General features: G+C 68.2%; 14 protein-coding genes. All 14 read right to left on the minus strand.

From position 1 onward, the window contains the following. The 14 genes from AC3WLB_RS10670 to AC3WLB_RS10735 all read right to left on the minus strand — a co-directional run bounded on the left by AC3WLB_RS10670 (window position 1) and on the right by AC3WLB_RS10735 (window position 13,873). On the minus strand, window positions 1-783 hold the full coding sequence (locus AC3WLB_RS10670) for a regulatory protein RecX (RefSeq protein ID WP_492505772.1): 783 nt from the start codon (window positions 781-783) through the stop codon (window positions 1-3). Window positions 784-789: 6 nt separating this feature from the next. Further along, window positions 790-1,872, minus strand: coding sequence for a recombinase RecA (recA, locus tag AC3WLB_RS10675; RefSeq protein WP_492505774.1), 1,083 nt, complete (start codon window positions 1,870-1,872; stop codon window positions 790-792). 334 nt (window positions 1,873-2,206) lie between these two features. Continuing rightward, on the minus strand, window positions 2,207-2,434 hold the full coding sequence (locus AC3WLB_RS10680) for a DUF3046 domain-containing protein (protein ID WP_083890212.1): 228 nt from the start codon (window positions 2,432-2,434) through the stop codon (window positions 2,207-2,209). Further along, complete coding sequence (locus tag AC3WLB_RS10685) at window positions 2,435-2,743, minus strand: helix-turn-helix domain-containing protein (protein ID WP_022895995.1); 309 nt, start codon at window positions 2,741-2,743, stop codon at window positions 2,435-2,437. It lies immediately after the preceding gene. Window positions 2,744-2,905: 162 nt separating this feature from the next. Next, on the minus strand, window positions 2,906-3,397 hold the full coding sequence (locus AC3WLB_RS10690; protein ID WP_492505777.1) for a CinA family protein: 492 nt from the start codon (window positions 3,395-3,397) through the stop codon (window positions 2,906-2,908). Further along, window positions 3,394-4,002, minus strand: coding sequence for a CDP-diacylglycerol--glycerol-3-phosphate 3-phosphatidyltransferase (gene pgsA / locus AC3WLB_RS10695; RefSeq protein ID WP_492505779.1), 609 nt, complete (start codon window positions 4,000-4,002; stop codon window positions 3,394-3,396). The genes AC3WLB_RS10690 and pgsA overlap by 4 nt, the downstream gene beginning before the upstream one ends. A 4-nt stretch (window positions 4,003-4,006) precedes the next feature. Then, window positions 4,007-6,862, minus strand: coding sequence for an FtsK/SpoIIIE family DNA translocase (locus AC3WLB_RS10700; protein ID WP_492505781.1), 2,856 nt, complete (start codon window positions 6,860-6,862; stop codon window positions 4,007-4,009). Window positions 6,863-7,002: 140 nt separating this feature from the next. Further along, on the minus strand, window positions 7,003-8,679 hold the full coding sequence (locus tag AC3WLB_RS10705) for a ribonuclease J (protein ID WP_492505783.1): 1,677 nt from the start codon (window positions 8,677-8,679) through the stop codon (window positions 7,003-7,005). A 56-nt stretch (window positions 8,680-8,735) separates the two neighbouring features. Next, on the minus strand, window positions 8,736-9,713 hold the full coding sequence (gene dapA, locus AC3WLB_RS10710; protein WP_031281908.1) for a 4-hydroxy-tetrahydrodipicolinate synthase: 978 nt from the start codon (window positions 9,711-9,713) through the stop codon (window positions 8,736-8,738). A 35-nt stretch (window positions 9,714-9,748) separates the two neighbouring features. After that, a complete protein-coding gene (gene era, locus AC3WLB_RS10715; protein WP_022895989.1) occupies window positions 9,749-10,657 on the minus strand; it encodes a GTPase Era in 909 nt (302 codons plus the stop codon). After that, the gene (locus tag AC3WLB_RS10720; RefSeq protein WP_022895988.1) at window positions 10,654-11,979 is read right to left on the minus strand and encodes a hemolysin family protein; all 1,326 of its coding nucleotides are present in this window, start codon (window positions 11,977-11,979) and stop codon (window positions 10,654-10,656) included. The genes era and AC3WLB_RS10720 overlap by 4 nt, the downstream gene beginning before the upstream one ends. After that, window positions 11,976-12,443, minus strand: coding sequence for an rRNA maturation RNase YbeY (gene ybeY, locus AC3WLB_RS10725; protein WP_022895987.1), 468 nt, complete (start codon window positions 12,441-12,443; stop codon window positions 11,976-11,978). Before ybeY ends, AC3WLB_RS10720 begins: the two co-directional genes overlap by 4 nt. Before the next feature lie 7 nt (window positions 12,444-12,450). Next, window positions 12,451-13,524 carry a PhoH family protein gene (locus tag AC3WLB_RS10730; protein ID WP_492505787.1) on the minus strand — a complete coding sequence of 358 codons (1,074 nt, stop codon included), beginning with the start codon at window positions 13,522-13,524 and terminating at the stop codon, window positions 12,451-12,453. Next, window positions 13,511-13,873: an HIT domain-containing protein gene (locus tag AC3WLB_RS10735; RefSeq protein ID WP_022896404.1), complete on the minus strand. Its 363-nt coding sequence runs from the start codon at window positions 13,871-13,873 to the stop codon at window positions 13,511-13,513. Before AC3WLB_RS10735 ends, AC3WLB_RS10730 begins: the two co-directional genes overlap by 14 nt. Between the last annotated feature and the right edge of the window lie 41 nt (window positions 13,874-13,914).

A 13,914-nucleotide genomic window follows, 5' to 3' on the forward strand; every position in this document is an offset into this window, starting at 1 on the left:
TCAGCGGAACCGCGGCCCGCTCGAACGCTTGTTGCGCTCGGCCAGCGCCCGCTTCGTGACCTCACGCACCACTCCCGAGGGGTACCCGCGCCGGGTGAGAAACCCCATCAGCCGGCGCTCGGCCGTGACGTCGTCGTAGGACGACAGCTGGCCGGCCCGCTTGATGCCGGCCTCGAGCGCACGCTCGAACTCCTCGCTCTCGTCGAGTTGCTCGAGCGCCGCCTCCACGAACGCCATGGGGATCTTGCGCGCGATGAGTTCGCGCGAGATGACCGCGCGGCTCTTGTGGCTGCGCTCACTCAGTCGTTCGACGAGCGACTCGGCCAGCGCGAGGTCGTTGAGGTACCCCAGCTCTTCGTACCGCGCCACGAGCACCACCGCCTCTTCGTCGGAAGCGCCCTGCGCCATGAGCAACGCGTGGGTCTCATCGGCGGAGAGCTGGCGGCGGCCGAGCGCCCGGATCACGGTGTCGCTCACCCGGTCGAGGCGCTCTTCATCGCTGAGCTGGGGGGCGACGGGCAACACCGCGATGGGTTGCACGGCGACCGGCGGGTCATCGACCACGCGAGCCCGGCCCGCGGGGTGATTCGACGAGCGGGCCGTCTTCCGCGCCTCGGGCTGCGCGGAATTCGTCTCAGGCCCCGCGGAATACCACTCATCGACCGCTTCGTGACTCACCACGACCTCGGACTCCACCTCAGCGCCGGACTCGGCCGGCACGACGCGACCGCGCTCGCGACCACGCCCCCGCCGCACCGAGTCCAGGCTGACGATGTCGTTCATGTCGCCCTACGCACCCTTTCGCGACGCGAGCTTGGTCTCGATGGACTCGACGTTGCCGGCACCGGCAGCATCAGCTGCGGCACCCGCACCGGCGGCTCCGACGCCCAGCTTGGCGAGGATCTTGTTCTCGATCTCGAGCGCCACATCGGGGTTCTCTTTCAGGAAGCGGCGCGAGTTCTCCTTGCCCTGCCCCAGCTGGTCGCCGTCATAGGTGTACCAGGCACCGGACTTGCGCACGATCTCGTGCTCGACACCGAAGTCGATCAGGCTGCCCTCGCGGGAGATTCCGACGCCGTAGAGGATGTCGAACTCGGCCTGCTTGAAGGGCGGCGCCATCTTGTTCTTCACGACCTTGACCCGGGTGCGGTTGCCCACGGCCTCGGTGCCCTCCTTGAGGGTCTCGATGCGCCGGATGTCGAGCCGCACCGAGGCATAGAACTTCAGCGCCTTGCCACCGGCCGTGGTCTCGGGGCTGCCGAAGAACACGCCGATCTTCTCGCGCAGCTGGTTGATGAAGATCATCGTCGTGTTGGTCTGGTTGAGGCCACCGGTGAGCTTGCGGAGGGCTTGCGACATCAGGCGGGCCTGGAGGCCGACATGTGAGTCACCCATCTCGCCCTCGATCTCGGCGCGGGGCACGAGCGCCGCCACCGAGTCGATGACGATGAGGTCGATCGACCCCGAGCGCACGAGCATGTCGGCGATCTCGAGCGCCTGCTCCCCCGTGTCGGGCTGCGAGACCAGCAGGGAGTCGATGTCGACCCCGAGCTTCTTCGCGTACTCCGGGTCGAGAGCGTGCTCCGCGTCGATGAAGGCCGCGATGCCGCCGGCACGCTGCGCGTTGGCGATGGCGTGCAGCGTGAGCGTGGTCTTACCCGACGACTCCGGACCGTAGATCTCGACGATGCGGCCTCGGGGCAGACCCCCGATGCCGAGCGCCACGTCGAGCGCGATCGACCCCGTGGGAACGACCTCGACGGGAGCGCGCTCGTCGCTGCCGAGGCGCATCACCGACCCCTTGCCGAACTGACGGTCGATCTGGGCGAGCGCGGTCTCCAGAGCTTTTTCGCGATTGGCGTCTGACGGCATTTCGGTCTTCTTTCTGTCGGTGTGCGGCCTCTCGGCTGCGATGGTGTGCCCACAGGCTGTCGTGTGCGTCCGAGCTATCCGCGAGGGCGACGACAGGGCGTTACGGGAGTTCGTCGAACGATCACCACGGTACGGACACCCACCGACATCGCGCCGACTCGCATCCGATCTGTGGAGAACTTTCACCGAAGCTCCCGATGTGCAGAACACTACTCGCTCTCGAACAGATCTTCGAGAAAAGCACGGCGTGTCTCGACTCGATCTTCGAAGCAGCCGGCCCGTGATACCCGACTCGCACGACAAAGGCCCCCGGACGCATCCGGGGGCCTTCGTTTCAGCTTCTGGGTTGAGCGGGCAATCCCGCTCCGTGCCAGCGCGACGGCGGAACATCCGCCGCCCGGCAGACCGCGAGCCACACCTCTCGCGGAGAGACACCTGCCTTCAACGCCGACTGGGGAGTTCGATCTCCGAGCTCCACGAGCACGAGATCGTTGGTGACGACCTGGCCGTACGCTTCGCCGAACTCATCGACGACGGCCTGCCTGAACTCGCTGAGTCGCAATCAGCGAGCCACGAGGTCGGCGTCGAAGTCGGCCACGAACTCGTCGGGAATCGTGTCGGGGATCGGATCGATGCCCTCGACGACGGCGAGACGATCGCCGACCTCACGCATGATGACGGAGATCGGGGTGTCGAGCGCCTCCGCGACCGATGCGAGGATCTCGCTCGAGGCCTCTTTCTGGCCCCGCTCGACCTCGCTCAGGTAGCCGAGCGCAACGCTCGCCTTACTTGCCACTTGACGAAGGGTGCGCCCCTTCTGCAGGCGGAAGTCCCGAAGCACGTCGCCGATTTCCTGACGAACTAGAATCACTGGACCCTCCTTGCGTTCCCGTCACGGTCTTTCGAGTGGCACCGAACCGGCCTCTCGGCTGTGGTTCGTAGCAGAAACTCTAAACGACTGGGACTGGACATATCTTGTGAATGACATCAGATGTAACGAGATCGAAACGCGCCGCATTCCCCGCCCCGGCGCTCACAGGGATTCTTCCAGGAATCGCAGCGCCTCCTGCACCACGGACGCCCGCACGGTGTTGCGGTCGCCCGGCAGTCGCAGCGCGAAACTCCGCACCGTGGCTCCCACGGCGACGCCCACGAACGCGGTTCCCGGCGGATGCCCGTCCTGAGCATCCGGCCCGGCCACACCCGTGGTGGAGAGGCCGATCTCCGGCTCCACACCGTCGAGGGCGAGTGCCGTTCGAACGCCGGCGGCCATCTGCATCGCCACATCCGGATGCACTGGCCCGTGCGCCGCGAGCACCTCCGCGTCGACCCCGAGCACGCTGTGCTTGATGGCGGTGTCGTAGGCCACCACTCCCCCGCGCAGCACCACGGATGCGCCGGGCACCGCCACGAAGGCGGCAGTGAGGAGGCCACCGGTGAGCGACTCGGCTACCGCGATGGTGACGTGCCGCGCCGTGAGGGCGCGCACGATGCGCTCGGCCCGCGCATCCGCCTCGCCCGTCATCGTGCGGCCGGCGGGGTGCGGTTGAGCCGCCAGGCCTGCCAGAGGTAGTCGAGGCCGGTGACCACCGTGAGGATGACCGCGAGGGCCATGAAGACCCCGTTCACCCAGTTGACCCAGTCGCCGAAGAGGTTCGGGAACGGCAGCAGCGCGAGCGAGATGGCGATCGACTGCACCAGCGTCTTGAGCTTGCCGCCCCGGGAGGCCGGGATCACGCGATCGGACAGCTGCACGAAACGCCACACCGTGATGCCCACCTCGCGCACGAGGATGACGATGGTGACCCACCAGGGCAACTCGGCGAGGATCGACAGGCCGATCAGCGCGGCACCCGTGAGCACCTTGTCGGCGATGGGGTCGAGCAGTTTGCCGAGATCCGTCACGAGGCCACGGCTGCGGGCGATGTGCCCGTCGATCCCGTCGGTGGCGATGGCGAGGATGAAGAGCACGGCGGCCGCCCAACGGAGCCAGCCGTCCTGCCCGTTGTCGACGAGCAGCATGATGAAGAAGACGGGCGCGAGCAGGATGCGGATGATCGTGATCGCGTTCGGCAGGTTCCAGTTGCTGGGCCGCGCCGCTCTTCCGGTGGTTCCGTCGGTCGACGTCACGCGATCACTCCCTGCCGGTCAGCCCCCAGGCATCCTCGTCTGATTCGCCTTCCACTTCAGGGTACTGGTCGAGGGCGGCGGATGGCGCATCCGTCACACCGCGATAGGCCGGTGCGGCCGGGGCCTGCGCCGGGCCGCCCGTCTCTCCCCGCAGCATGGCGAGCACCTCGGGCAGCTGCTCGGCCGTGACGAGCACGTCGCGCGCCTTCGAGCCCTCCGACGGGCCCACGATCTCGCGCGACTCGAGCAGGTCCATCAGCCGGCCGGCCTTCGCGAAACCGACCTTGAGCTTGCGCTGCAGCATGGAGGTCGAGCCGAACTGCGTCGTGACGACGATCTCGGCGGCCGCGAGCAGCACCTCGAGGTCGTCGCCGATGTCGGAGTCGATGTTCTTCTTCTCGGCCGTCACCGCCACGTCGTCGCGGTACTCGGGCCGCGCCTGACGGGTGACGTGCTCGACGACCTTCGCGATCTCGCCCTCGCTCACCCACGCGCCCTGCACCCGGATTGCCTTCGACGACCCCATCGGGAGGAAGAGCGCATCGCCCTGCCCGATCAGCTTGTCGGCACCCGGCTGATCCAGGATGACGCGCGAGTCGGTGACGCTCGTCACCGCGAAGGCGAGCCGCGAGGGCACGTTGGCCTTGATGAGGCCGGTGACGACGTCGACCGACGGACGCTGCGTGGCCAGCACGAGGTGGATTCCGGATGCGCGGGCCAGCTGGGTGATGCGCACGATCGAGTCTTCGACGTCGCGCGGAGCCACCATCATGAGATCGGCGAGCTCGTCGACCACGACGAGGAGGTAGGGGTAGGGCTTCAGCACACGCTGCGAGGCCGGCGGGAGCTGGATCTCGTTGTTGATGACAGCCCGGTTGAAGTCGTCGATGTGCCGGAAGCCGAAGCTCTCGAGATCGTCGTACCGCATGTCCATCTCTTTCACGACCCAGGAGAGCGCCTCGGCGGCCTTCTTGGGGTTCGTGATGATGGGGGTGATGAGGTGCGGCACGCCCTGGTAGGCCGTGAGCTCGACCCGCTTCGGGTCGATGAGCACCATGCGCACCTCGCTGGGCTTCGCCCGCATGAGGATGGAGGTGACCATCGAGTTGACGAAGCTCGACTTGCCCGAGCCGGTCGAGCCGGCCACCAGGAGGTGCGGCATCTTCGCGAGGTTGGCGAGCACGAACTTGCCCTCGACGTCCTTGCCGACGCCGATGGTCATCGGATGCGTGTCGTTCAGCGCCTTCGACGACCGCAGCACGTCACCGAGCACCACCGTCTCGCGGTCGGTGTTCGGGATCTCGATGCCGATGGCGCTGCGCCCCGGGATGGGCGAGAGGATGCGCACCTCGTTCGAGGCGACCGCGTAGGCGAGGTTCTTGCTGAGCGCGGTGACGCGCTCCACCTTCACGCCCTGGCCGAGCTCGATCTCGTAGCGCGTGACGGTGGGGCCGCGGGAGAAGCCGGTGACCGTGGCGTCGACGTTGAACTGCTTCAGCACGTCGGTGATCGCCCGCACGATCTCGTCGTTCGCCTCGGACCGGGCCTTCGCGGGCCCACCCGCGGCGAGGTTCGACGAGGCGGGGAGACGGTAGTTCGCCGCGTCGCGCTCGGCAGCGGCGGCGAGCGTGAAGGCGTCGTCGGCCGGCGCGTCGTCGACCGGCTCCGTGGGGATGGACGCTCCGGAGAAGGCGGGGAGCGCCTCGGTGCCCGAATCGTCGAGCAACCCGGTCGCCGACGGGCGCCCCGGCAGGATTTCGCCTGTGACGCGCTTCACGGCGCGCTCGGCCGCCGCCATGTCGTCGAGCAGGCCGTTGCCGAAGCTCTCGGTGCTGTCGAGGTCGCCGCCCGGCTCGGCGCCGACGATGTCCGCGGCCCGCTCGAAGGCTCCGTTGTCCTCCGGGGGCGGCGTGCGGTCGACCACCCGGGGCAGCAGCGGCTCGTCGAAGTCGGGGTCGACCTCGCGCTGGTTCTTGTTGCGCCGCCACCACGGCAGCGCGCCGGTGTCGCTGTCGCTCCGGTCGGCGTCGAAGTCGAGCATGTCGTCGGCCTCGGCTCCGGATGCGATCTTCGCGGTCTTCGAGGCGCGGCCGGTCTTGGGCTGGTCGTCCCGCGCATCCTCGGACTCGGGCGCCGGGGCACCGAAGAGGTAGGCGTAGAGCTCCCGAACCCGCCGGCCGATCTTGTTCGGCGGGGTCTTGGTGATGATGAACAGCGAGAGCGCCGCGAAGAACACCATGATGATGGTGGCGCCGATGGGCGTGATGAGTGCCGCGAGCGGTGCCGCGACGATCCAGCCGAGCACGCCGCCGGCCACAGCCAGGTGGTCGATCCCCGCCGCGGGGTCGGGGCGGCCGCCGAAGATGTGGCAGAGCCCGGAGACCGAGACGAGGAAGACCGCGAGCCCGATGCCGATGCGGCCGTTGTCGTTGACGGAGCTCGGATGCCGGAACAACCACAGTGCCAGCAGCAGCAGGATGACGGGCATCGCGTAGGAGACCCGGCCGAACAATCCGCCGAACGTCCACGCGCTGATCGAGTTGGCGACCGCGTTGGACGCCAGGAACCACTCGACCAGTGCGCCCGCGACCGCGAGCAGGAAGATGAGGAACGGCAGGCCGTCCCGCCGTTCCTCTTTCTCGAGCTTCTCGGGGCCGAAGGCGCGCGCAGCGCCGCCGACGACATGAGCGAGCGCCAGCCACGCACGCGTCAGTACGCCGGGCCCCTCGTGCTCGACGACGGCGGGGTACTTGACGGTCTTCTGGGTCGCGGTGCGGGCTGCGGGCTTGCGAGGTGCCGCGCCCGTGCCGCGCGCGGAAGACGCCCGGGGTCGGGACGTCGACTTGCTACTCGTGGCCATACCAGCACGCTACCCGGAACCACCGACTTCGCCCGCTCTCCCCCGTGGGTGTCGCCAAACCTCCTCGCGACCCGTCGATTTTGGCCCTAAAACTGTCCGGGTAGGGCCAAAATCGACGGGTCGCGAGGAGGTGGGGTGGGTCAGGCCTCGATGACGAGGGGGACGATCATCGGGCGGCGGCGGTAGGAGGTGTTGACCCAGCGGCCGACGGTGCGGCGCACCACCTGCTGCAGGGCGTACGGCTCCCGCACGCCGTTCTGCGCGGCCTCGCTGAGCGCCGCGCTGATCTTGGGCTTGACGGCGTCGAACACCGACTCGTCCTCGGCGAACCCCTTCGCGTGGATCTCGGGACCCACGACGATGCGACCGGTCTGCGCCTCCACGACGACGATGATCGAGATGAACCCCTCTTCGCCGAGGATGCGGCGGTCTTTGAGGTCGGCATCCGTGATCTCGCCCACGGTCGAACCGTCGACGTAGACGTAACCCAGGTCGTGCTGCCCGACCACCCGCGCGACCCCGCCGCGGAGGTCGATCACCGTGCCGTCCTCGGCGATGAACGTGTTCTGGGCCGGCACACCGGTCTCGATCGCGAGCTTCTGGTTCGCCACCAGGTGGCGGTACTCGCCGTGCACCGGCAGCACGTTCTTCGGCTTCAGGATGTTGTAGCAGTAGAGCAGTTCACCGGCTGCCGCGTGCCCCGACACGTGCACCTTCGCGTTGCCCTTGTGCACCACGTTGGCGCCGAGCTTCGTGAGGCCGTTGATGACGCGGTAGACCGCGTTCTCGTTGCCCGGGATGAGGCTCGAGGCGAGGATGACGGTGTCGCCCTCCCCGACCTCGATCTGGTGCTCGAGGTTGGCCATGCGCGACAGCACCGCCATCGGCTCGCCCTGAGACCCGGTGGACATGTAGACGATCTTGTCGTCGGGGATGTCGCCGGCCTTCTTGAAATCGACGAGCACGCCGTCCGGCACCTTGAGGTAGCCGAGCTCGGCGGCGATGGTCATGTTGCGCACCATCGAGCGGCCGAGCAGGGCCACCCGCCGGCCGTGCGCCGCGGCGGCGTCGAGCACCTGCTGAACCCGGTGCACGTGGCTCGAGAAGCTCGCCACGATCACCCGGCGCGGTGCGCGCTCGATGATCGACTCGAGCACCGGCCCGATGTCGCGCTCCAGCGGCGTGAACCCCGGCACGTCGGCGTTCGTGGAGTCGACCAGGAAGAGGTCGACCCCCGCCTCGCCCAGCCGGGCGAAGGCGCGGAGATCGGTGAGCCGCTCGTCGAGCGGGAGCTGGTCCATCTTGAAGTCGCCGGTGTGCAGCACGACGCCGGCCGGCGTCTTGATGGCCACCGCCAGCGCATCCGGGATCGAGTGGTTCACGGCGACGAACTCGCACTCGAACGGGCCGAGATTCTCGACCTGCCCCTCGGTCACGTCGAAGGTGTACGGCGTGATCCGGTGCTCCTTGAGCTTCGCCTCGACCAGCGCGAGGGTGAGCGCGGAGCCGATCAGCGGGATGTCCTCGCGCAGCTTGAGCAGGTAGGGAACCGCGCCGATGTGGTCTTCGTGACCGTGCGTGAGCACGATGCCCACCACGTCGTCGAGCCGGTCGCGCACGATGCTGAAGTCGGGCAGGATGAGGTCGACGCCCGGCTGGGTCTCCTCGGGGAAGAGCACGCCGCAGTCGACGACGAGGAGCTTGCCCTCGTACTCGAACACGGTCATGTTGCGACCGATCTCGCCCAGCCCGCCGACGGGGGTGATGCGAAGGGTGCCGGCCTCGAGCGCCGGTGGTTCTGCTATCGGGCTCTGCATGGGGCCCTCCTTGCTGGTTGCGGATGCGGTGCGTGTGACGGATGCGGTGGTCGTGCTCAGCGCGTCGTGCCCGCCACCTTGGGCAGGGCCCCGCCCGCGGCGGCGTTGCGGTCGGGCCGGAACTTCTTCAGCTTCAGGCCCTCGATGCCCTGCACCAGATCGACCTCGTTCTCAATCTGCGCGGCCTCCCACTCCTCGGGGCCGACGAGCGGCAGCCGCACCCGCGGGCTCCCGATGCGGCCGAGGCCGTGCAGGATGTACTTCGCCGCGACGGTGCCGGGGACGTGGGTCATGATCGCCCGCACCAGCGGTTCGAGCGACTGGTGGGCCGCGGTCGCCGTGGCGAGATCGCCCGCGTTCACCGCGTCGACGATGGTGCGGTACGGCGCGGGGGCGACGTTCGCGGTCACGCCGATGAGGCCGACGGCGCCGATCGAGAGGTGCGGCAGCACGTTGGCGTCGTCGCCCGAGAAGTAGAGCAGATCGGTCTGATTCAGCACCCGGCTGACCTCGCTGAAATCGCCCTTGGCGTCTTTGACCGCCAGGATGTTCGGGTGCTTCGCCAGGCGCAGGATGGTCTCGTACTTGATGGGCACGCCGGTGCGGCCGGGGATGTCGTAGAGGATGACCGGGAGGTCGGTCGCATCCGCGATCATGCGGAAGTGCGTGAGGATGCCCGCCTGCGTCGGCTTGTTGTAGTACGGCGTGACGACGAGGTTGCCGTCGGCCCCCGCCTTCTCGCTCTGGCGAGCGAGCTGCATGGCGTGCGCGGTCTCGTTCGAGCCGCCGCCCGTGATGATCTTGGCGCGACCGGCCGCGACGTCTTTGCCCACCTCGACGAGCCGGATCTTCTCCGGGTCGGTGAGCGTCGACGTCTCACCGGTGGTGCCCGAGACGACGATGCCGTCGGCGCCGCCCGTGATGAGGTCGTCGATGAGCTTCTCGACCCCGGGCCAATCCACTTCGCCATCGGCGGTGAACGGGGTGACCATGGCGACCAGCACCTGGCCGAACGGGTTCTCTGCGGTAGACACGATCACCAGGCTATCGCCTCTCTGCGGCGTGCGATTCAGAACCCCAGCCGGCCGAGCAGTTTCGGATCACGCTGCCAGTCCTTGGCCACCTTCACCCGGATGTTCAGGTACACCTGCCGCCCCAGCAACGGTTCGATCTCGGCGCGCGCCCGCGACCCGACCTCGCCGAGCCGTGACCCCTTCGGGCCGATGATGATGCCCTTCTGGCTGTCGCGCTCGACGAACAGGTTCGCGTAGATCTCCACCAGGTCGCGGTCGTCACGCTCGGTCATGTCGTCGATCGTGACCGCGATCGAGTGCGGCAGCTCGTCGCGCACCCCTTCGAGAGCGGCCTCGCGGATGAGTTCGGCGATGCGCGACTCGAGCCCCTCGTCGGTGATCTGGTCGTCGGGATAGAGCTTCTCGGAGCGGGGCAGCAGGCGGATGATCTCCCGGGTCAGCACGTCGAGCTGGATGCGGTCGGTGGCCGACACCGGCACGATGGTCTCCCAGTCCCGCAGTTCCGACACCGCGAGCAGCTGCTCGCCGACCTGCTGCTTGGACGCCGAGTCGATCTTGGTGACGATGGCGATCTTCTTGGCACCGGGGTAGGCGTCGAGCTGGTCGTTGATGTACCGGTCGCCCGGGCCGAGCTTCTCGTCGGCCGGCAGGCAGAACCCGATGACGTCGACGTCGCCGAGCGTGGACTGCACGAGGGAGTTGAGTCGTTCACCGAGGAGGGTGCGCGGCCGGTGCATTCCCGGGGTGTCGACCACGATCAGCTGCCCGGCCGGGTCGTGCACGATGCCGCGGATGGCCTGCCGCGTGGTCTGCGGCTTCGAACTGGTGATGGCGACCTTCTCCCCCACCAGGGCGTTCGTGAGCGTCGACTTGCCGACGTTCGGCCGGCCGACGAAGGTCACGAACCCGGCCCGGAAGTCGTCGTCTGCTACGGCGTCACTCATGCGTTCTCCTTCGAGGGGCTGACCTTGCGGGTGGGGCCCGTGTTCGTCGACACCGGCGCCGGTGCTTCCGGATCGCGACGCACGATCACGGTTACCAGCCGTTTGCGGCGACCGTCGACCCGGTCGGCGGTGAGTTCGAGCCCGCCGACGCGAGCCACCGAGCCAGCGACCGGGAGCCGGCCGAGGGCCTTCCCGAGGAGACCCCCCACCGAGTCGACGTCGTCGTCGTCGAGCTCGAGGTCGAACAGCTCGCCCAGCTCGTCGACCGGCAGCCGAGCACTCACCCGGTAACGCTCGTCGCCGAGCTCCTCGACCTCGACGACGTCGCGGTCGTACTCGTCGGAGATGTCGCCGACGAGCTCCTCGATCAGGTCTTCGAGGGTGACGAGACCGGCGATGCCGCCGTACTCGTCGACCACCATCGCCAGGTGGTTCGACTCGAGCTGCATCTGGCGCAGAGTGTCGTCGACCTTCTTCGACTCCGGGATGAACAGGGCGGGCCGGGCGAGCGTGCTCACCGGCATCTGGTCGACCTCGTCCGGTCGCTCGTAGCTCAGGCGTGCCGCATCGCGGAGGTAGAGCACCCCCGAGATCTTGTCGACGTCGTCGTCCTCGACCACCGGGATGCGCGAGACCCCCTTGCTCAGGAAGAGACCGAGGCCGTGCCCCACCGTCGCATCGTCTTCGAGGGTGACCATGTCGGTTCGCGGGATCATCACCTCGCGCACCACCGTGTCGTTGAACTCGATGATGGAGTGGATGAGTTCGCGGTCGTCCTCTTCGAGCACCGCCAGTTCGGTGGCCTCGTCGACCATGCTGAGCAGCTGCTCCTCGGAGGAGAACGTGCCCGAGCGCGGCCGGCCGGGGGTGACCCGGTTGCCGATGGCCACGAGAGCGCTCGCCACCGGCCCGAGCACCACGCGCACGAGGTGCACCGGAACGGCGCCGTACCGCAGCACCGCACGGGAGTGCACGCGCCCGACGCTGCGGGGGCTCGAGCCCACCAGCACGAACGACACCGCGGTCATGATGAGCGCCGACAGCACGAGCGCGAGCCACAGGATGTCGATGGAGAACGCCAGGGCGATCGTGACGAGCACCGCGGCGGTTGTCTCGAAGACGACGCGCGCGAAGTTCACCGCGTTCACGTGCGCACCCGGGTCGTCGGCGATGGCGCGCAGCGAGCGCTTGGCGCGGTAGCGCTCGGCGAGCTCCAGGATGTCCGACCGCGAGAGCGAGAGCATCGCCGAGTCGACGGCGGCGAACAGCCCGCCGAACGCCACCAGGACGAACGCCGCGATCAGGAACAGGACGATGGTCATGCCGGGCGGCGACGCTCACTCATCGCGAAGCCCACCAGGATGTCGCGCTGGATGCCGAACATCTCCTTCTCCTCCTCGGGCTCTGCGTGATCGAACCCGAGCAGGTGCAGGATGCCGTGCGTGGTGAGCAGCAGCAGTTCTTCGAGGGTGGAGTGACCCGCCGTCTGCGCCTGCGACTCGGCCACCTGGGGGCAGAGCACGACGTCGCCGAGGAGGCCCGCCGGGGTGGGCTGGTCTTCGGTGCCGGGGCGCAGCTCGTCCATCGGGAAGCTCAGCACGTCGGTGGGGCCCGGCTCGTCCATCCATTGCACGTGCAGTTGTTCCATGGCCGCCTCGTCGACCAGCACGATCGCGAGCTCGGCGTCGGGGTGCACGTGCATCTGGTCGAGCGCGTAGCTCGCCAGGCGCAGCAGTGCCGTCTCGTCGACCGGCACCGACGACTCGTTGTTGACCTCTATCGACACGGTGACCCTAACGTTTGCTGCGGTTGTACCGACGGTCGCGCTCGGAGCCGAACTCCGGCCCGTGGCCGGCGTTCTCCCGGCGCGCCATCTGCACCTGATCGTATTTGGTGTAGGCGTCGACGATCTGCCCCACCAGCGTGTGCCGCACCACGTCGGCGCTCGTGAGCGTGGCGAAATGGATGTCGTCGATCCGGTCGAGGATGCGCGTCACGACCTGCAGGCCACTGGTGCCGGTGGGCAGGTCGACCTGCGTGATGTCGCCCGTGACCACCATCTTCGAGCCGAAGCCGAGCCGGGTGAGGAACATCTTCATCTGCTCGGGGGTGGTGTTCTGCGCCTCGTCGAGCACGATGAAGGAGTTGTTCAGGGTGCGGCCGCGCATGTAGGCGAGGGGTGCCACCTCGATGGTGCCGGCGGCCAGGAGCTTCGGCACGATCTCGGGATCCATCATCTCGTTCAGCGCGTCGTAGAGCGGCCGCAGGTAGGGGTCGATCTTGTCGGTCAGCGTTCCCGGCAGGTAGCCGAGCCGCTCACCCGCCTCCACCGCGGGACGGGTGAGGATGATGCGCTCGACCTCTTTGCGTTGCAGCGCCTGAACCGCCTTCGCCATGGCGAGGTAGGTCTTGCCGGTGCCCGCGGGGCCGATGCCGAACACGATCGTGTTCTCGTCGATGGCGTCGACGTACTGCTTCTGGCCCATCGTCTTCGGCCGCACGCTCCGGCCGCGCGCGGTCACGATGGCCTGGCTCAGCAACTCGGCGGGGCTCGCCGCGCGATCGTGCTCGAGGATGCGCGCCGAGGAGGACACCTCGACGGGTGTGAGGTCGTGCCCGCCGCGCACCATGAGCAGCAGTTCTTCGACCAGCCGGCGCGCCGCGTCGACCTGATCGGCGTCACCGCTCAGCGTGATGTCGTTGCCGCGGACGAGCACGGTGACCGACGGGAACTGACGCTCCACGGTGGTGAGCAGCCTGTCCTGCGGACCGAGCAGGCGCACCATCTCGATGCCGTCGACGTGCAGGCGCGCTTCGCCCTGCGGGGAGTTCTGTGCGGATGTGGATGCGGTGTCAGCCCTGTCCAAGGGTTCCTTCCTCGAGGCCGCCCCCGAGCACGTGGGCGTGCACGTGGAAGACGGTCTGTCCGGCGTTCGCGCCGGTGTTGAAAATGAGTCTGAAGTCGCCGTCGGTCAGTTCGGCAGCGAGGGAGTTGGCGACCGCGACGACCTCGGCCAGGAGGCCGGGGTCACCGGCGGCCAGTTCGACCACGTTGCGGTACTGCTCGGTCTTCGGCACGACCAGCACGTGCACGGGCGCTTTGGGCGCGATGTCGGGGAACGCGATGACCCGATCGGTCTCGGCGAGGATGGTCGCCGGGATCTCCCGGGCGACGATTCGGCTGAAGATCGACGGCGAGTCGGTTTCGGTGGACATGGCTCCAGTCTAGTTTTGGCACCCCATAAACGGACCGGGTG

This window comes from Herbiconiux sp. FW305-C-125, assembly GCF_058783455.1.

Coding starts and splice junctions, on each gene's coding strand:
- AC3WLB_RS10700 (WP_492505781.1), bottom strand. CDS start 6,862: ATGGCCACGAGTAGCAAGTCGACGTCCCGACCCCGGGCGTCTTCCGCG.
- AC3WLB_RS10690 (WP_492505777.1), bottom strand. CDS start 3,397: ATGACGGGCGAGGCGGATGCGCGGGCCGAGCGCATCGTGCGCGCCCTC.
- AC3WLB_RS10705 (WP_492505783.1), bottom strand. CDS start 8,679: ATGCAGAGCCCGATAGCAGAACCACCGGCGCTCGAGGCCGGCACCCTT.
- era (WP_022895989.1), bottom strand. CDS start 10,657: ATGAGTGACGCCGTAGCAGACGACGACTTCCGGGCCGGGTTCGTGACC.
- AC3WLB_RS10670 (WP_492505772.1), bottom strand. CDS start 783: ATGAACGACATCGTCAGCCTGGACTCGGTGCGGCGGGGGCGTGGTCGC.
- AC3WLB_RS10720 (WP_022895988.1), bottom strand. CDS start 11,979: ATGACCATCGTCCTGTTCCTGATCGCGGCGTTCGTCCTGGTGGCGTTC.
- AC3WLB_RS10735 (WP_022896404.1), bottom strand. CDS start 13,873: ATGTCCACCGAAACCGACTCGCCGTCGATCTTCAGCCGAATCGTCGCC.
- recA (WP_492505774.1), bottom strand. CDS start 1,872: ATGCCGTCAGACGCCAATCGCGAAAAAGCTCTGGAGACCGCGCTCGCC.